At 53.1% G+C, this 18,670-nt stretch carries 19 protein-coding genes; 6 read left to right on the forward strand and 13 right to left on the reverse strand.

Going from position 1 to position 18,670, the window contains the following annotated elements:
* Positions 1-39 precede the first annotated feature (39 nt).
* From GOV45_RS03140 to GOV45_RS03155, 4 genes are read right to left on the reverse strand one after another with little or no spacing between them, the layout of a single operon-like run.
* A complete protein-coding gene (locus GOV45_RS03140; RefSeq protein ID WP_170474085.1) occupies positions 40-966 on the reverse strand; it encodes a 3-hydroxyacyl-CoA dehydrogenase family protein in 927 nt (308 codons plus the stop codon).
* Positions 967-969: 3 nt separating this feature from the next.
* Positions 970-1,755: an SDR family NAD(P)-dependent oxidoreductase gene (locus GOV45_RS03145; protein WP_170474087.1), complete on the reverse strand. Its 786-nt coding sequence runs from the start codon at positions 1,753-1,755 to the stop codon at positions 970-972.
* The gene (locus tag GOV45_RS03150; RefSeq protein ID WP_170474088.1) at positions 1,752-2,105 is read right to left on the reverse strand and encodes a cupin domain-containing protein; all 354 of its coding nucleotides are present in this window, start codon (positions 2,103-2,105) and stop codon (positions 1,752-1,754) included. The genes GOV45_RS03145 and GOV45_RS03150 overlap by 4 nt, the downstream gene beginning before the upstream one ends.
* On the reverse strand, positions 2,105-2,944 hold the full coding sequence (locus GOV45_RS03155; RefSeq protein WP_170474090.1) for a cyclase family protein: 840 nt from the start codon (positions 2,942-2,944) through the stop codon (positions 2,105-2,107). The genes GOV45_RS03150 and GOV45_RS03155 overlap by 1 nt, the downstream gene beginning before the upstream one ends.
* A 155-nt stretch (positions 2,945-3,099) precedes the next feature.
* Here GOV45_RS03155 and GOV45_RS03160 point away from each other — a divergent pair, with 155 nt between their 5' ends.
* On the forward strand, positions 3,100-3,831 hold the full coding sequence (locus GOV45_RS03160; RefSeq protein ID WP_170474091.1) for an IclR family transcriptional regulator: 732 nt from the start codon (positions 3,100-3,102) through the stop codon (positions 3,829-3,831).
* A 15-nt stretch (positions 3,832-3,846) separates the two neighbouring features.
* On the opposite strand, the gene GOV45_RS03165 is transcribed toward GOV45_RS03160, so the two are convergent.
* Complete coding sequence (locus GOV45_RS03165; protein ID WP_170474093.1) at positions 3,847-4,797, reverse strand: LysR family transcriptional regulator; 951 nt, start codon at positions 4,795-4,797, stop codon at positions 3,847-3,849.
* 83 nt (positions 4,798-4,880) lie between these two features.
* Between GOV45_RS03165 and GOV45_RS03170 the strand changes: the two genes are divergently transcribed.
* Genes GOV45_RS03170 through GOV45_RS03180 form a run of 3 tightly spaced genes read left to right on the forward strand, consistent with a single transcriptional unit; the run spans position 4,881 to position 8,617 of the window.
* Positions 4,881-5,942, forward strand: a complete 1,062-nt coding sequence (locus GOV45_RS03170) for a maleylacetate reductase (RefSeq protein WP_170474095.1) — start codon at positions 4,881-4,883, stop codon at positions 5,940-5,942.
* Between the two features lie 13 nt (positions 5,943-5,955).
* The gene (locus tag GOV45_RS03175; RefSeq protein ID WP_170474097.1) at positions 5,956-7,713 is read left to right on the forward strand and encodes an FAD-dependent oxidoreductase; all 1,758 of its coding nucleotides are present in this window, start codon (positions 5,956-5,958) and stop codon (positions 7,711-7,713) included.
* Between the two features lie 7 nt (positions 7,714-7,720).
* Complete coding sequence (locus GOV45_RS03180) at positions 7,721-8,617, forward strand: intradiol ring-cleavage dioxygenase (RefSeq protein WP_170474100.1); 897 nt, start codon at positions 7,721-7,723, stop codon at positions 8,615-8,617.
* Between the two features lie 161 nt (positions 8,618-8,778).
* On the opposite strand, the gene GOV45_RS03185 is transcribed toward GOV45_RS03180, so the two are convergent.
* The 6 genes from GOV45_RS03185 to GOV45_RS03210 all read right to left on the reverse strand — a co-directional run bounded on the left by GOV45_RS03185 (position 8,779) and on the right by GOV45_RS03210 (position 14,620).
* Entirely contained in the window at positions 8,779-9,555 is a 777-nt protein-coding gene (locus GOV45_RS03185; protein WP_170474103.1) for a cyclase family protein, read from the reverse strand.
* A gap of 271 nt (positions 9,556-9,826) precedes the next feature.
* On the reverse strand, positions 9,827-10,585 hold the full coding sequence (locus GOV45_RS03190) for an SDR family NAD(P)-dependent oxidoreductase (RefSeq protein WP_170474106.1): 759 nt from the start codon (positions 10,583-10,585) through the stop codon (positions 9,827-9,829).
* Between the two features lie 18 nt (positions 10,586-10,603).
* Positions 10,604-11,425: an ABC transporter permease gene (locus GOV45_RS03195; protein ID WP_170474108.1), complete on the reverse strand. Its 822-nt coding sequence runs from the start codon at positions 11,423-11,425 to the stop codon at positions 10,604-10,606.
* Between the two features lie 7 nt (positions 11,426-11,432).
* A complete protein-coding gene (locus tag GOV45_RS03200; protein WP_170474111.1) occupies positions 11,433-12,284 on the reverse strand; it encodes an ABC transporter permease in 852 nt (283 codons plus the stop codon).
* Between the two features lie 37 nt (positions 12,285-12,321).
* Entirely contained in the window at positions 12,322-13,485 is a 1,164-nt protein-coding gene (locus GOV45_RS03205; protein ID WP_170474114.1) for an ABC transporter substrate-binding protein, read from the reverse strand.
* 34 nt (positions 13,486-13,519) lie between these two features.
* A complete protein-coding gene (locus GOV45_RS03210) occupies positions 13,520-14,620 on the reverse strand; it encodes an ABC transporter ATP-binding protein (protein ID WP_254447886.1) in 1,101 nt (366 codons plus the stop codon).
* Positions 14,621-14,773: 153 nt separating this feature from the next.
* Between GOV45_RS03210 and GOV45_RS03215 the strand changes: the two genes are divergently transcribed.
* Positions 14,774-15,541, forward strand: coding sequence for a helix-turn-helix transcriptional regulator (locus GOV45_RS03215; protein WP_367648646.1), 768 nt, complete (start codon positions 14,774-14,776; stop codon positions 15,539-15,541).
* A 120-nt stretch (positions 15,542-15,661) separates the two neighbouring features.
* Here the strand turns inward: GOV45_RS03215 and GOV45_RS03220 are convergent, their stop codons facing one another.
* Entirely contained in the window at positions 15,662-15,880 is a 219-nt protein-coding gene (locus GOV45_RS03220; RefSeq protein WP_170474118.1) for a hypothetical protein, read from the reverse strand.
* A gap of 106 nt (positions 15,881-15,986) precedes the next feature.
* Between GOV45_RS03220 and GOV45_RS03225 the strand changes: the two genes are divergently transcribed.
* Entirely contained in the window at positions 15,987-16,874 is an 888-nt protein-coding gene (locus GOV45_RS03225; protein ID WP_170474121.1) for a LysR family transcriptional regulator, read from the forward strand.
* A 428-nt stretch (positions 16,875-17,302) separates the two neighbouring features.
* Here GOV45_RS03225 and GOV45_RS03230 read toward each other — a convergent pair whose 3' ends face one another.
* Entirely contained in the window at positions 17,303-18,373 is a 1,071-nt protein-coding gene (locus GOV45_RS03230; RefSeq protein ID WP_170474124.1) for a GlxA family transcriptional regulator, read from the reverse strand.
* Positions 18,374-18,670 lie beyond the last annotated feature (297 nt).

Raw genomic sequence — 18,670 nt, forward strand, 5'->3', positions numbered from 1 at the left:
ACATTGGATTAACTTTCCAAAGCTGATTTGCGTTTGTCTTCATCGTGGCAGAATGCGCTCCAACTTTGCGAGATGCTCAGATACTCGCGCCTTTGTTGACTCCAGATCTTCTTTCGCCCATTCGCGAAATCCTCTGCCTGCCGCCATTCCTGTGCGACCCTTGTCTTGCAGTTCCTGCAGATAAGGTGACGGCTCCGGAGACGCCTCGAGGTCAAACAGCACTTGCCGATGTATATCCTGCGTCAGTTCAATTCCGACCAAGTCCGCGTTTTCAAGTGGCCCCAAGACAGCAAGTCTACGACCAAAACTTGCCTTCACGACGTTATCGACGCCTTCGGCTGAGCATATCCCGTTGGCGACCAGCGATATCGCCTCGCGCCACAATGCATGCTGGAGTCGGTTACCAATGAACCCGGGCACATCTTTTTCGACCATCACCGGGTCTTTTCCCGAAGCCTCCAACAAAGCGAACATCTTCTCAGCCACGTCGGAATTGGTTCGCTCTGTTTTCACGACTTCGACAAGGGGGATCATGTGCGGTGGGTTCCACCAGTGCGTGCCCAACGCTCGCTCTCTGCGCTTCAAGTGAGATGTGATTTTCGTGATCGGAATAACGGACGTATTTGATGCCAATATCGCGTCTGCAGGCGCGTGGCTCTCCACCTCTGAGAATATACTTCTCTTGAGATCAAGCTTCTCGGGTGCCGCTTCAATAACAAAATCCGCGCTAGTTACGGTATTCTTGACATCGTCATGCAGTTTCAGGTTGGCAAGGGCGGAATCAACTTCAGCGTCGTGCGCGCCGAGCAGCCTCATACTGTTTGCGACGCGGTTTGGCGTGTCTGCAAGGGTGGGGCCGTCCGGGTCGTATATCGACACCCTGTGCCCGACGCGCACGAACGTCAGAGCAATCCCATGCCCCATAAGGCCCGCACCGATAACCGATATGTTCAAACTTTCGACCATCCGTTAGCCCGCAGTGTATCCGCCGTCGGCGTAAAGGATATGTCCAGTATAGAAATCCGACGCGCGCGACGCCAAGAAAAGCAAAGGTCCGGCGAGATCTTCCGGTTCACCCAATCGGCCCTTCGGCACGCGAGTTAGAAATCCGGTTCGGACAGTCTCGGCCTCCGCGGTATCTTCGAACATCCAGGCCGTTAGTGGAGAACGGAATACAGTCGGCGCGATTGCGTTGACAGTGATACCGGTTGGGCCAAGCTCACATCCCAGAGCTTTGGTAATGCCGTCAACAGCTGCTTTTGATGCACAGTATGCCGTGTAACCCGCTGGGTGGCCAAGCAGACCTCTAGCCGAGGACATCAGGACGACTTTTCCGCCGTCACCTTGCGACTTCATTTGACGAATCGCCGCGCGAGACATCATCCAGCTTTGGGTGACATTCGCATTCATTACGGCTTCGAACGTAGCGGGTTCCATATCGTCGATCTTGGCGACTTTGTTCATTCCTGATGCAACAACAAGAATGTCCAGCCTTCCAAATGCATCGACCGTTTTGGCGACCAAATCGTTACAGGCCTGTTCGCTGTCCGGGCGACCCGTAATCTGAATTGTCTCCGTATTGCATCGACCGGCCACTTCACTGACGGCCTTGGAATTGCCCCCAGCAAGGGCAACCTTGCAGCCTGCAGCTGCAAGGCTTTCGGCCGCGACAGTGCCAAACGCACCTGAAGCGCCGGTGATTAATGCGACTTTCCCCTTCACATCAAACAACGAAATTGGGTCCGACAGGCTCATTTGGGACGACCTCCTTCCGGGTAAGGAATGACAACGAGCATTTTGCAAACGTGGTTCGATTTATTCTCGATGCGCCGCACTTGGTCCGGGGGAACAGTGCAACTGTCCATTGGGCCAATGACTGCGGTTTGACCATCCCATTCTATAGTCATTTCACCCTCAAGAACTACGTACACCTTCTCAAATGGTGTGGAATCCGGTCCCGCCCCGCCTCCGGGAAGGAATTGAGAGAAACCAACCCATTGGTTTTCTGGCCCACCTTCTTCGAATCCTTGTAGCCGGAGACCGGTGACTCCCCAATGATTGGGCGCCTCGTAAACTTCTGCTTCATTAAAACGCTTGATCAGCATCAGAAGTTCTCACCGGCCTCGATGCGATAGTTCTGAGACTGATCCATCATTGCGACCAGGCGAATGATGCATCCATCTCCGCGATCCCAGTTCCATGGGAAGAAGGCGAACGTCACCCGTTTACCCGTGATCCGGTCCAAATCGCCACCGACGTTTTCTATTCCAAGGATACCGTTAGAGAAAAGTGTGTTGTGCACCGGCTCCCACTCAGGGAAATCCACTTCCCAAGGTGTCCCTCCCGACCATTCCAGATACTCCTTTTCGAGGTGCGGTAGAATCGGTCCGTTACGCTGTGGGCCGATTGCGGTGGCAAGAGGGTGATCGTTTGCTTGGGTATCGTGCCCAACGACCTTCACTTGCTTGTCGACCATCCATTCTGCTGCGGAAGGCACCAAGCCCGGGCAATACGCAAAGTAATCGCCGTCCTCATACTTCTTGTGCCAACCTGTATTTATGATCAACACATCATGTGGACGGATCGCATGACCGCAAGCCTTTTCCAGATCGTCCGCAGTAATCTGTTCCCACTTTTCCTTGGGTATTGAGACGCAGATGCCTGACCCAAAGAAGTGCGGCAGAGGAACCTCATCGATAAATGGAGTGCCCTGTACCACGTGTGCCGGCGCGTCGATATGCGTGGTCACGTGCATCGTCGTCGTGATGGTCTGGCTTAGCACGCCGGACTTGGCCATGTAATGCTTGCGGTCGATCTGAACATCCTTGAAGTACGGCCAGTTCGGGCATTGAAACCCGTAGCGGTGACTGAGATTCACGAACTCAAGACCCATTGCGTTGTTGTCGTTCGCTTGAAATTCGATGCCGCGGATCGTGACGCTCATTTATTCCTCCCTATGGAATCATATGTTCCGTATTATGGTGCGATTGTACTGTATTTCGGTCAAGAACTTGATTGAATTTGTGCGTCTATTTAGATTAGATACAAATCGCCCACGTGCTACACGACACTGAAAACGAAGTGCAGAGGATCAAAAAAATGCCTCAAAATCATAGCATTCAAGTTATTTCACGCGCAGCAGAAATCATGCGCGCTCTGGCCGAGAACTCAGACGGACAGAGTCTGGGGCAGATTTCCAAACAGGTAAAACTGCCCCGCTCTACGGTACAGAGAATTGTTGCCGCTCTAATAACCGAAGGGTTTATTTCCACTAACGGAAGTAGTGGAGGAATCATGTTGGGACCGGAAATTCAGTCTCTTGCGCAAGCTGTGACAGCGGGTTTTAAAGACCGGATTCGTCCGATGATGAAGTCAATTTCCAAAGAAACCGGAGAGACGGTAGATCTTGCAATCTTGGAAGGCAATCGGATGAGATTCATTGATCAAATTGTAGGCGGTCAGCGCCTCCGTACGGTTTCACGCATTGGCGATACGTTCCCATTGACCAATACAGCCAACGGCAAGGCGGCTCTGGCATCTTTGCCCGTTACCGAAGCGACAAAATTGATTATCAACGAGTTCGAAGACTGGCCAGACTTCGCACGCCCTCTTCCCGACCTGTTGGTTGAACTTGAGGGTATCCAAGGCGGTGCTCTAGCAAGGGACGATAACGAACATACCGAGGGGGTCAGCGCACTGGGTTTTGCTATTTCCGATCCCGCTGGCGAAATCTACGCAGTTTCGGTACCGGTCCCATCTTCCCGTTTTGCGCGCATTCACGGCGCACTGACCAAAACACTTGAGGCGCATCAAAAGCAAAGTGGGTTTTGATGCCGCTGGATAAGATCATGACCTCCAAACAACGTTTTGCTCGTGGCGGTCGATCAAAAGGTTGAAGGAAGCGAACTCGGATTCAACGAAACTGGCCAATCGGCGGGTCGCGGGCGACGGGACCTCGTTTCGCCTGGAGACTATGCACAAGTGGCGATCGGGATCACCTATTCGAATTGACAAAGCATCAACCGTCTTTTTTCTCCGAAGCATAAAGACGACAGAGTAAGGCAATACCGTCAAGGCGTCCGATCCCTCAAGTATGTTGATGACTGCACTCAATGAAGCGCCTGTGAAGCCAACCTTGATGTCACTGACGCCAATACTTTCCAGTGCCGTTCGCAGATCGTGAAAAAGCGGACTATCCGCTGGCGGCGCAATCCAAGGAAACTGCGCAATTTCCGCCAACCGCACTGCTTGCTTGCGTGCGATTGGATGCCCAACCCGGCAAGCAACGACATTTCTTCCCTTAAGGATTTGTTTAGCGATCAAACTGTCCGGCACCTCTGAAGCACGAACAGGAACAATCCCCAAGTCGAGTGCATCACTTTCAATTCGGGCAAAAACTTCTGCGGCGTAGCAGTAGCTTTGATCAATTCGGATGTCCGGAAAGCTACTTTGAAAGGAAGCCAGCATACCCGAGACCACTCCTTCCATAAAAATTGGAGGCCCAGCCAGCCGAACCGCTCCATTCGTTCCGCGCTGATAGTGTAGAACAACTCCGGACGCAGCTTCACCGGCCTGAAGAATTTTTCGCCCCTCGTGGGCTAAAAGCAGGCAGGTTTGAGTGGGCTGAAGTGGACGCCGGCCTGGCTGGAATAGGTTTATACCCAAACGCCGCTCCAGCATGGAAAGCGATCGCGATACACTAGGCTGGGACTTTCCAAGCAATGTAGCACCCTCGGTGAGCCCTCCTTGATCGACTACCGCCGCAATAATCTCAAGATGCCGAGGATCTATCTTCATATCATTAGGTTATGCAATAGCCGCGAGATTCGATCAAGTTGCTGTCTTGTTCTGCTAAATTCGGGCCGAGGCGGTAAAACAAATTGAACGCATTTGACACATCGATATCAAATCAGAGAGTCCGCGTCGGACGTGGCATTCGACACGAGTTGTGCGACGAACTCATTAATATGGGGTGTGCGCGGGCGCTTATTCTCTCTACACCGGGGCAGGCTCAACTTGCGCTAGATGTCGCATCAACACTAGGGGGACTCGCTGCTGGCGTTTGCTCTAGCGCTACGATGCATACGCCTGTGGAGGTCACCGAGGACGTTCTATCATATGCTAGATTGATTGAGGCGGATTGCTTTGTGGCGATCGGTGGAGGCTCGACGATTGGGTTGAGCAAGGCTTTGGCTCTGCGCACGAAATGCCCACAACTCGTCTTGCCCACAACCTACTCCGGTAGCGAAGCGACTCCGATATTGGGCCAGACGAAGGAAGGTCGAAAGGAAACGCTCACAGACCCCAAAGTTCTTCCGGAAGTCGTTCTTTACGACCCGGAACTAGCGGTCTCGTTGCCGGAACTAGTTTCCATCACGTCTGGCTTGAACGCAATGGCGCACGCCGTTGAAGGGCTCTATGCAAAAGACAAAACACCGCAAACAACGCAGTTGGCATGGCAGGGTTTAGAGGCATTCTCGAAAGCCTTGCCGTTGGTCGTTTCCAATCCAAACGATCTTGAGGCGCGTGAGACGACTCTTAAGGCTTCTTGGGCTTGCGGCGCGATTTTAGGGTCAGTCGGGATGGCCCTTCATCATAAACTTTGCCACACGCTTGGCGGCTCCTTCGGGCTGCCGCACGCTGAAACCCATTCAATAGTATTGCCCCACTCAGTAACGTTTAACGAAATTGTAGTCGCCGAGCAGTTGGCGCCGGTTCGGTACGCCCTGGGCGGTGACCATGCCGGGCAAGCAATTTGGAAATTTGCGCGACATTTGGGTGCACCGATGACACTAAAGGGTTTGGGACTACGCGAAGCTGACCTCGATCACGCCGCTGAAATTGCAGTTCAGAACCCCTATTGGAATCCTCGCGAGGTAACGCGCGAAGGCATTCGTGCGCTCCTGCAGAACGCGTGGGCTGGAAATGCCCCGACAATCTGAGGAAGGATCAAACATGGCCGAAATCTCTACTGATGTTCTAATTATTGGCACTGGGCCGGCCGGCTCTGCGACGGCGGCACTTTTGGCGACCTATGGGATCGAGAACATGGTGGTCAACCGTTACCGCTGGTTGGCTAACACACCGCGCGCGCACATTACGAACCAACGTACGATGGAGGTTCTCAGAGACCTTGGTCATGACGTCGAGGCCGAAGCGTACATGCACGCAACCGAGCAGGATTTGATGGGTGAGAATGTGTTTTGTGAAAGCCTTGCAGGCGAAGAAATTGGGCGAATGAAATCGTGGGGTAAGCACCCACTTTCGCGGGCAGAACATATGCTGTCCTCCCCCAGCCTCATGAACGATCTTCCTCAGACATTTATGGAGCCTCTGCTTTATTCCACAGCGTGCAAACGCGGCACACAAGGGCGGATGTCGACAGAATACTTGTCGCACTTGCAGGATGCCGACGGCGTAACGACTACGCTCCGCGATCGACTGTCTGGGCGCGAGTTTCAGGTGCGGTCGAAGTATCTTGTTGGTGCTGACGGAGGGAATTCACTAGTGGCTGAACACATCGACGCGCCGATAGAAGGAAAAATGGGCGTTGGTGGATCGATGAACATTTTGTTCAAAGCAGATTTGAGCAAATACGTCGCTCATCGGCCTTCGGTACTTTATTGGGTCATGCAGCCCGGCGCCGACGTGGGTGGCATTGGGATGGGGCTAGTGCGAATGATACGCCCCTGGAACGAGTGGCTGATCGTCTGGGGTTACGACATTAACGAGCCAGCCCCGGTGGTAGACGAAGAATTCGCGACAAATGTAGCCCGACAACTTGTAGGCGATCCGGAACTTGAAATTGAACTGACCTCAGCCAACATTTGGACAGTCAATGACGCCTACGCCACGCATATGCAGAAGGGGCGCGTCTTTATTATGGGAGACGCGGCTCATCGTCACCCTCCATCAAACGGCTTAGGTTCGAATACGTCGATTCAAGACTCTTTTAACCTAGCTTGGAAATTGGCGGCAGTTCTAAAGGGACAAGCAGGCACACAGCTTTTGGATACTTACTCTGTCGAGCGCGCGCCGGTTGCCAAGCAAATAGTGACGCGCGCTAACAAATCAATCGGCGAATTTGGTCCGATCTTTGAGGCTCTGGGTATGACTGGTGGCGACGATGTCGAGAAAATAAAAGCCAGTATGGATGCGCGCACAGACCCGGGGGATGCCGGGGAAAAGCAGCGCGAGGCACTACGGCAAGCCATTGCATTCAAGAAGTATGAGTTTGACGCGCACGGCGTGGAGATGAACCAGCGCTACAGATCAGATGCCATCGTAACTGACGGCCAGATGGAACCGGCATTCGACTTGGACGCTGAACTTCACTATCAGCCCACGACTTGGCCCGGTGCACGTCTTCCCCACGTTTGGGTTTTCGACCACGATTCCGGCGCGCAGGTCTCGACGCTGGACTTGTGCGGACAGGGGCGGTTCACCATTCTATCCGGTATTGGGGGTGAACCTTGGGGGGACGCAGCCAGGGAAGTTGAAAGTGAACTGGGAATAGAAATCAAAACCCACGTAATAGGACCAAGGCAAAACTACGTCGACCATGTCGGGGACTGGGCGAGAGTATCGGAGATCTCGGACACGGGCTGCATTCTGGTTCGCCCTGATCAACACGTGGCGTGGCGGATCGAAGAATTGGCCGCCGACCCCAAGGGAGAGCTTGCCCGGGTATTGAAATCAATCCTCGCGAGGTAGGAAGAAAATGAGCTTCAAAAAACCAAAGGCCTACTTCACAGAGGCGAACTCGGCGGACGTTGTCACGGGCCAGAACATCCACGCAAAGAACAAGCGTCTTGAAGAGGTTATGGGGTCAATAACGCGACATCTGCATGCAGCTGTAAAAGAAATTGAGCCAACCCAGGAAGAGTGGATGCAAGCCATTGAATTCCTGACAAAGACTGGTCAGATGTGCGATGACTGGCGGCAGGAGTACATACTTTTGTCAGACATTCTCGGCGTTTCAATGTTGGTTGATGCAATCAATTCAAGACGGCCTGTTGGAGCGTCAGAAAACACGGTACTCGGGCCATTTCATATTGGCGGAACGCCTGAATACGAAATGGGAACTAACATTTGCCTCGATGGTAAAGGAGAAGACCTTGTTGTTCGGGGACGCGTATTTGATACAGAAGGCAATCCGCTGGAAGGTGTGAAGATCGACGTTTGGCAAGCCAACGACGAAGGGTTTTACGACGTTCAGCAAAAGGGTATTCAACCGGACTTCAACCTCAGGGGTGTTTTCCGCACTGGTTCAGACGGAAGTTACTGGTTTAAGGCGGTTAAGCCAAAGCATTACTCCATCCCCACGGACGGTCCGGTCGGTAAGCTGCTAGAAGACCTTGGCCGACACCCTTACCGACCAGCTCATCTGCATTACATTCTTTCGAAAGACGGGTTCGATGACGTAACGACCCATATCTTTGATCCCAATGACCCTTACATCGACAGTGACTCGGTTTTCGGGGTCAAAGAAAGCCTAATTGCAGATTTTAGAAAAATCGACGATCCCCAAAAACTAAACGAGTTGGAGTTCACCGGTTCATTCTACTGGGATGTTGAGTTTGATTTTGTCCTCGCGAAGAAGAGGGACTCTGTTTGATAGCATGTCCGAGAAATCTGAATTAGGTGCGCGGTGGCCGACCTTAGTCTTGGCGAACAGTAAGAACGACCCGGCCGAGCACACCTAGATAAGCCCCGTGATGATCCGCCAGCGCTGACGCTCTGCATTCAGTTTGCTGCAATGGGTCAAAACAGTAGAGCCTAGGTCTCCAAAATAGCCACTGCGCGCGTAAAACCCGCCGACGCCGACTTGATTTTGAAAGGAAAGGCCGAAATCAAGAAACCATTACTAGGCAACAACTCCAAGTTGGTCATTTTCTCAATCTGGCAATATCCTTGATCCATTCCCGCCCGATGTCCTTCCCAAATAATGGAAGGATCTCCCGTTCTTGAAAACTCCTTCGCTGTGTAGGTAAACGGCGCGTCCCAGCTCCAGGCGTCCGTACCAACCATTCGCACACCCTGTTCGGTCAGAAAGTTTGTAGCAGCTCGGCCAATTCCGCATCCCTTCTCGAGATAATCTTCTTTGCCGTAACGGGATCCTGCCGACGTATTTACCAAGACAATATCCAAAGGCTTTAATGTATGCCCAATTCGAGCCAGCTCCTTTTTAATATCGTCTGGATTTACAACATATCCGTCCGACAAGGTTCGGAAGTCGAGTTTTACGCCGTTACCAAAACACCACTCAAGAGGAACTTCATCAATGGTTATTGCTCGCTTCCCGTTGTTCATCGTGGAATGGTAATGGTACGGCGCATCAACATGGGTGCCGTTGTGCGTCGCCACTTGAAGCCGCTCTAACGCCCAACCCTCGCCACCCGGGAGGTCTTCCTTGGTAAGGCCGGGAAAAAACTGCATAACTTGCTCTGCAGTTTGGTGATGATTCAAATACTCGATGTCAGGTAGCATCATTGGCGGATCTGACGTAACGCCTACTTCTAATTGAACAGAAAGATCAACGAATTGCCTGGCCATTCCGTAGTCCCGCTTGTTTTGATGAATATACCGTAACTTATATTTCGATTGAGATATTTACCAATTCGAACTCGACACCAATCACCCAGGTTTCTAAGTGGGCAGGACCTACTCCGGCACACCCGTTCGAAACTAATGACAACTTTGTCCGCATAGCAGTCATTCATGACAAGTGCAGCGTATGACCGCTTTGAGCCCAAAGCGGACTGAAATGTGCTCGCCAAAAATGAAGTGCGGCGATAGATATTCTCTTGAGCGGTCTAACCCATCACTAAATGCATTCACCGCCATCGATAACCAAGGCTTGCCCCGTCATAAAAGCGGATTCATCTGAAGCTAAATAGACGATCCCATGGCCAATCTCTTCAACTGTCGCCCACCGACTCATAGGGATCGCCTGCTCGATGTAGCTTTCCAGTTTGGCACGGCCACCCATCTGCTTTTCGAAGCCTGCATTGAAAGGGGTGTCTACAAATCCTGGACAAAGGGCATTGAAACGGATTGCATGGACAGCGTAGTCGGCTGCCATCTGCCGGACCATCGCAACAGCTGCGTGCTTTGTAGTCGCATAGGCGATCATACCCCGGTCGTATTGAACCCCAGAATTGGAGGCCGTGACGATCACGCTGCCTCCACCTTGTGATTTCATATGGGGGACGGCTGCGCGCGCGGCAATGAAGTGAGCGCGGACATTCAATGCCCAAGAAGCATCCATTCCATCTGGTTCCACTTCTTCCAGCGTTCCTTCGATCTGCAACCCAGCATGAGAGTGCAACACGTCAAGCCGACCGAAGTTTTTTACTGCTTCGTCTATGGCTTTGGTAAGGGCATCGTCATCGGTCACATCAAGCTGTATGGCAGATGCTTGATCCCCCTGCGCAACGATCGCGGCCACAGTGGCTTCAGCAAGTGTTGCATCGCGATCCGTTACCACAACATGCGCACCCTCTTGTGCCATTGCCATTGAACCCGCCCGACCAATTCCTGATCCCGCGCCCGTCACGAGCGCGACTTTACCTGCAAGCCGCATTTCACTTGGCTCCTTTATTTAACTATTCGATTTTGAGGCGCCTCGGCGCAAAAGCAGTTGCGCTGCAACGAGCAACAAGAGCGACGCGCCCATAACCATAGTGCCGATGGCATTGATCTCGGGCGTTACGCCGCGCCGGATGGATGAGAATATGTAGATAGGCAGGGTTGTTTCTGAGCCAGCTACGAAGAACGCTATGATGAAATCATCAAATGAGAAAGTGAAGCTGAGCAGGAAGCCCGCCAAAATTGCCGGTGCTATCAACGGCAGGGTCACCTGCCGAAAGGTGCCCCAGGGCGTCGCAAAGAGGTCAGCCGAAGCTTCCATGAGGGCACGGTCCATACCCGATAGCCTTGCACGTACGATGATTATGACCAGCGACATTGTGAACATGGTGTGTGCGGCGACGAGCGTGGGCATCCCCATGGAAAGTTGCGGGGGATTTGCTCCATCGGGCCATAGGCTCGCAAGAAGCGGGTTTAGCCAGCCGAATACGGTGACCAAGGCAATGAGTGTCGCGATACCGATGACGATACCTGGTATCATTATCGCAATATAAATCATCGCATCGAACAAAGTTCGGAGCCATCCCTTAACCCCTTGTAAAGCGATGGCCGCCATGGTTCCGAGTGTGGATGCGAGGCAAGCAGTTATGAATGCCGCAAGCAGACTGGTCTCGAGCGCGTCCATAACAAATGGGTTGTTGAGCGCTTTGCCATACCATTGGGTCGAGAACCCCATGAACTGGCTTGCGTGTCGTCCGGCATTGAAGCTGAAAAGCGCGATGATGCCGATTGGAATATAGAGAAAAAGGTAGACGCAAATCGCGTATAAGCGCATCGGACCCTCACATCAGCGAGACATCTTCGCGCTGGCCACCCAGGCGCGAGATGAATTTCATGTAAATTGAGACAGTGACAAGCATTACGACAACCAGCGTCATTGCGACCGCCGATCCGTACGCCCAGTTTCGAGACTGCAAGAACAGGTCCACCAGCGCATTTCCGACGAAAAACACTTTTCCGCCACCTAAGATCGCTGGGATCAGAAATTCGCCCATGAGTAGGATGAAGACCAGCATGCAGCCAGTTGCGATACCTGGTACCGACAGAGGAAGTGTTACCTGACGGAACGTACGCCACGGAGTAGAGCCGAGATCCGCTGAGGCTTCCAGAAGGCGTTTATCCAGTTTGTCCAAGCTTACAAAAATTGGGAAAACCATCAAAGGTAGATACCCATAGACAATCCCCACAAGCACAGCGAACGGCGTATTTATCAGGCGGACATCATCGATGCCGATCGACTCCAGTAAAGCGGGCAAGCCACGCCCCCCAAGGATGAAAATCCATGCGTATGACCGGATCAGGATCGATGTCCAGAACGGCACGATCACCAGGATCAACAGCGAAGTTTTCCACTTTGGTGAACAACGCACCGCAAGAAAGTAGGCGAGCGGGTAGGCAATTACCAACGCAGCGATAGTCCCCAGAGGTGCAAGGATCAAGGTGTTCTTAAACGCCGTCCATCGCGCAGGAAGGTTGGCATATTGTTCCAAAGTGAACGCTGGAACATAGCCTCCGGCGGCACCCCGTTCGCCAAAGGAAAAGACGAAGACGACCAGTAGTGGAAGTGCAAGCATTACCAAAAGCCATATTCCTGCCGGTGCCAGCAACAGTGCTTTTCTGCCTCGTTCGGTCATATTGTCCTCGTCTTTTCCGATATTGCGGCCTTGCCGCTTAGGCCGACTTGAAGCGGGCGAGCAACTCGGCACGGTTTGGATCGGTTAGCGTAGCCGCCGCGCCAAACTCGAGCGCATTCAGAAGGTCAGCTGCCGGATAAAGGATCGGATCTTCCAGCAATTCCTTCGGCAGCAACGCATTGGTGCGAGCATCAGCCGATGGATAGCCATGAGCGAGAACTTCTTTCGCATTAACTTCCGGGTTCAGCAGGAAGTCGATCAAGGCATAAGCGGCATCCATATGAGGTGCGCCCTTAGGAATAGCGTAGTAGTCGGACCAGAGTTCACCGCCCTCGGCTCCCAGAACGTAGGCGATTTCAGGCATGTCGACATTCATCTGCTTGCCGTCACCTGTCCAGCACATCGTCATCCACGCGTCACCGTTACGCATCGGTGGCTGATAATCCGACGAGATTGCAAACAGATGCGGTTTAGCATCCAGCAACAATTTCTCGGCATCCGCCAGTTCCTTCTCATCGACCGAGTTGAAGGAGTAGCCGAAGTATTTCAGGGCATTACCGATGGTGGTGAGTTGGTAATCATGCACCATTGTCCGACCTGAGTAACCTTCCATAGTAAGGTCCCAGAACTCTTTCCATGTGGTTGGAGTCGGAGCGCCGTCAAGCTTACTAGTATTCACTGCAAAGCCGGTCGTGCCCCAGTTTTTCGGCACCGCGTAAAGCTGGCCATCGACAGAGCCGGCATCTGAAAAGCGCTGTTCGAATGAACCTGCGTCGTAGTTTGGCAGTTTGGACGTATCGAGCGGGATGATCAGATCTTCGCCCACATACGTAGTGATCGTGTAATTGGTTGGAACGAACACGTCCCAGCCAGACCCTCCGGCTTGCAGTTTTGCCAACATCTCTTCGTTCGAGCCAAAAACATTGACCTGAACGTACGCGCCAGTGGCTTCCGTGAAGGCTTCGAAGTTCATCTCGTCATGGTAGTTCGGCCACGTGGCGAGGATCACTCGGTCGCCAATGTCTCCGGCAGCAAATGCCGGGCGTGGACGCAACCCAGGCATAGCCGTGCCCAGAACGGCCGTTGCCATCCCAAGACCTGTCACGCCCAAAAAATGTCGCCGTGTGACCGAACCCTTTTGGTACCGGCGAAGCTCTTCCATGAACTTTTGCTTGGAAATAGTCCCATTATCCTTGGTCATTGTGAACCTCTCTGTTGTTGGACTGCGGGATTTGTTAATTTTCCAGGATCAGCAGTGCGCCTTCGCCCCATGAAACAAAGGCCTGTTCTCCTGCATTGAACGTCCCCTCGTTCAATTCCGCTTGCCTTGGCACAAGTACGTGGAAATCACCCAGTGCTTCGTTGCGCGCAAGGTATTCTGTGTGCTCCCCAAGGAAGATCCGATTTTGAATGGTAACTGGCAGAGCAATTTCAGCTGCGGGCAGCGCGCGGGTCAGCGTGATCTGTTCAGGACGGATACTGACGCACACTTCCTGCCCTGCATCTATTGGAATCTCCGGAGTTCCGTGCACCTTTTGGCCACTCGCTAAACGCACAGTGATTTGGTCGGCTACTGCGTCAGTTACAGTTGCATCAAAGAAATTCGAGGTGCCTACAAATCCAGCTACGTAACGGCTGCGGGGCATGTCATAGAGTTCGCGTGGGCTGCCTACCTGCACAATACTGCCGCCTTCCATCACACAAATTCGGTCGGACATTGAAAGCGCTTCTTCTTGGTCGTGCGTGACGAGGACAAAAGTTATTCCCAGTTGTCGTTGCAGGTTCTGCAGTTCAAACTGCATTTCTTTTCGAAGCTTTCGATCCAGAGCAGCCATTGGTTCATCGAGCAGCAAAAGCTTGGGCTCATTTACGATCGCACGCGCCAAAGCTACGCGTTGCTGCTGACCACCAGACATCTCCCAGATGCGACGTGGGCCAAACCCACCAAGACGGACAGTTTCCAGCGCCTGCTTAACCTTTGTCACGATTGTTTGTTTGTCTACGCGTGGTCGTTGTTGGCGCAGGCCGTACGCGATGTTGTCGAACACGCTCAGGTGAGGAAAAAGAGCGTAGTGCTGAAACACCATGTTGACTGGGCGATGGTGCGCATCCAAGTCGTTGACGACTTCGCCATCGAGCAACACCTGACCTTCGGTTGGTTTCTCGAAACCCGCCAGCATCCTAAGTGCAGTGGTTTTGCCGCAACCAGATGGGCCTAAGAACGACAGGAACTCTCCTTTCCCAATGGAAAGATTCAGGTCTTTGGCAGCGACCACATTCCCGAAGGTCTTAGTCACTCCGCGGAGTTCCGCAATCGTCTGCATGGTGACGCTCATGTCAAAGCTCATATACTGCCTTTTTCCTTTTGCTTGATTTTTTGGCATTTACTGGCATACCACTCAAACAGGGAAAAAGTAACAATAGCTCCGATTAGCTGTATATACCACAATTGGGGTATAGAGCTGCTTTTCGAAAATCTGGAGCAGCGTGTGTACGATTGGATGGAAGAGGCCGGCAGGGTCGTGGAGAAGATCGGAACCCAAGAATTTCCATGTGCTTTGGCAGATGGCTTGCGGCAGGTCGCACCATTCGATTTTACAGTGGTGTTTGGCCATGTCGGAACCGAAGCACCTATAGACCTTCACGACGATTTTCCCAAAAGCAAACGGCGTATTTTTGTTGAGGATTACCAAGCAGGGCCCTACGTACTTGATCCGTTTTTTTTGGCCGCGACAAAACCGATAACACCGAGTCTGTACCGCATGCGCGATATCGCACCAGACAGGTTCTATCAGGGCGAATACTATCGCAGCTATTACAAAAGGACTGGGTTAGCAGAGGAGATTGGCTACTTTATCGATATCCCAAGCACTGGGATGGTTGTGGTCTCGCTTATGCGATCAGTGAAGCCTTTTTCAGCCAAGGAAATTCGTGATTTGCACGCTCTATGGCCGCTCGTTCGGGCAGCCTGTTGCAAACATTGGAGTGACTTTCCAACGATGACCCGCGGCGCCGCAGCGAATGGCGTTAGTCGTCGCGTCGATCTTGCTTTCCAGGCATTTGGCGATGGCGTTCTGACGCCACGAGAAAGAGAAGTCGTTGAGTTCACGTTGAAGGGCCATTCGGCAGAAGCTGTCGGCACAATTCTCGGCATCTCTCCAGGCACAGTCCGCATCCACAGACGCAACATTTACGCGAAACTTAGGATCAATTCGCAGGGTGAGCTTTTTTCAAAGTTCATTGAAAAGGCACTTTAAAAGGTTCCTTGAACACCCACTTTGTCCGTATTGCCGACCTTGCTACCGTGTGATCCGGAACGCCCCAACCATTGGCACGACACCGTCTGATATTTACGCTCAAGGTCGGGCCCGAACTAGTCAGTACCTGCCGGGATACATACTCATCATACTTTGGACATCGGCATCGCTGGAGAAGGCGTCCGGGTTGCGGGAAAGAACCTCCCAGATGAATTCCCGCCGGGCCCGGGCGTCATCGGGCTGTGTTTCCTCAGAGCGGGGGCGCGGTGCGAAGTTGAATACACGCTGGATGAAGCCAAGAGCCTTTTGAAGCGGCGGGACTGTGCGGGCGCTGGTCATGAATGCGTTCATCTCTCGGGCCTTTTCTGCTGCTGCGAAGGTTCTCCCACTGTAGTGGATGCGGGATTTTCGGGTATCGGCCGCGGCGATGTGCTATTCTACAAAAATGAAGAGCGCATTCCGGAGCTGGTCAGAAATTAGGGTCTTTCTTGCCGTCGTGCGCGCGGGGTCCACCTTGGCTGCCTCGCCCCAGCTCGGCATGGCCCAGCCAACTGTTGCGCGCCGCATTGAGGCGCTTGAGCATGAGCTTGGCGTAACCTTGTTCGAGCGGGACACGCGCGGCTTCCGGCCGACCGAAACAGCACGAGCGATCCTGCAGAAGGCGGAAGAAATCGAAGCGGCGGCGATCTGTCTGGCCGAGACAGTCGAAACGTTGCGCAGCACCAGGCCGATCCGGATCACGGCCTATTCCGGCAACTTCTCACCCCGGGTCGCAACGATCTTCAACGAGTTCTCTTTGCTCCGCCCCGATGTCAGATTCGAATTCCTGCCCAGCGTCGAAGTCCTGGATCTATCGGCTGGCGAAGCGGATATAGCAATGCGCGTGACAAGAAGCCCTCCCCATCCAGACCTCATCTGCCGCAAGATCAGCACCGCGCGTTACGCGCTTTTCGGATCCCATTCATACGCCGAAAAACACGGGTTGCCGACCTCGGTCGAAGATTTGTTCAACCATACGTTTGTCAGCTTCCTACGTGAAGGCGTGCCGTCAGCCTTTCACGATTGGCTGATCCGCTATGCGGAACCTGATCAGATCAGGCAAACCTATTCCGAGCTGGATCTGATGCATGCCGCCATCCGGTCGGGTCATGGCCTTGGCATCATAAACGTGAAACTTGCCGAAAGCGATGACACGCTCATTCAATGCTTTGCGCCGCTCGAGGAGATGAACTCGGAGCATTTGATGCTGATTGCGCCAGAGGCTTATCGTCGCCCCGAAGTAAAGGCCTTCGCGAAGTTCTTCGCGCCCCGCTATGCTGCCATTTTCAGGTAGAAGCTTCCCGTGAACCGGAATAATGAATTGCGGTCAGTCACTTTGATTGCGTTTTCATCCGCACACCGACTGTCTATGAATTGCGCCCCGAGCGACCGCTCTCCGGCTAACCTGCCTACGCTCCCTCAAACGGAAATTCCCGTTGGTCACGTCCGCTTCCGACTAACTGCGGTTATAAACTCACCCGAGGCAGACGACCGCTCCGCCCGCAGACCAGACGTTCAAATGGTCTTTTGGCGCCGCGGTGCAGCTAATGGCAACTTTGTCCGCGACTCTGCCGTTCAATGCAGACCTTCAGGCGAAATTTCTCGGAATGACCACCAACAATGACCGCTATCCGTTCCTAAGCCGTCGTCTGACGAAAAGACTCAGATGACTGCCTTGAGCCCGAAACGGTCAGTGGGATTGCTGATCCGAGCCAACGTCTATCAGGAAAATTTAGCGAACCTGGACTGGCCGAACATTTTGCGGTGTTCAACTGGTGTCAGTCCGGTCTTTCGCTTGAACAATCTCCTGAACGACGGGGTATCAACATAGCCAACAGCTTCTCCGACCTCCGCAACCGAGCACTCGGTAGTTTCAAGCAATTGCCGGGCCTCTTCAATCCGAAGCGCCAAAATGTAGGCTTGCGGTGACTTGCTCGTGGCTTTGCGGAACCGTCGTGCAAACGTAGTTGGCGGCAACCCGGAACGTTTTGTCATATCAGCCACCGGGTTATCGATGGCATAATTTTGGGCAATCCACACCTGAGCCTGCGCAATAACCGCGTCAGCATGAGGTGTCGTGGTGATCATTGAGCTGAAGGGTGACTGAAGTTCTCCGCGGTTGGCCATAAGCCAGATTTTTGCCGCCCGCACCGCCCTTTGCGTACCGCCGTAGTGCGCAATCAAGAACGTGGCGAGTTCCTGCCACCCAGTTGTCCCGCCCGACGTAACAGGTCCGCGAGACGCATCAGCAAAGCAAAGGCCTCGGTCGGTGCGAAGCCGCACTTTTGGATAAAACCTTTGAAACAGGCCTTCCCAAGCCCAATGCGTCGTCGCTTCGACCCCATCCAAAATACCAAGTTCCGCCAAATAGACCGCACCCGTACAGGCTGACACTATCCGGGTCTTGGACAGATCGCGATTGGCGAGCCAGGTCAAACAAGGGTGTTGCTCGGGATCAGGGCGGTCGTGCGGTGAAATCGTCAATCCCGGTACAACAACAATATCGGCATCGTCGGCGTCATCAAATGTTTGGTCCGGCGCGATCCAAACGCCACTTCCGCAACGATATCCCTCAATTTCCGGGCCAATGAGGCTGACTTTGAACACTGGCTCGGGCTCATCGCCGCTCACCAAGTGTTCCCAGTCCCGTCCTGCAGCCACCAAAGTGTCATACAAACCAAACACGCTGGACGCGCTGGTTTCTGGAGTAGCAACGATATGAACTGACACTGGCATCGCCAAAAAATCCAGAATTGGTGAATTTGCCCCCTTTTTAACCTCTCTGCCACTCACGCCCAACGAAAAGTGTCGCGCATTCTGCAAGCGTCCCCAACCCACAGGAGGTTTAAGTGAAGATGAACGCAGTTTGGGAGCTATTCAACGGCAGTCAATGGCAGATCTTTGCAAGGAAGCCTGCCACAACGGGACTCAGCCGAGCAGGTGAACAAGAAAGAACATTCGACAACTGTAGAGTAACGGAAGAGGTATGGAATTCGGCGGTCTACCTTGGACCAGGCGGCCCGATGATGAGAGATCGCTAGTTTGAGCATTTTTGATGCCCGCTCTGTCCTGTGTGGATGGCTCCTGCAA

The organism is Ruegeria arenilitoris, assembly GCF_013035425.1.
GTDB lineage: Bacteria > Pseudomonadota > Alphaproteobacteria > Rhodobacterales > Rhodobacteraceae > Ruegeria > Ruegeria arenilitoris_A.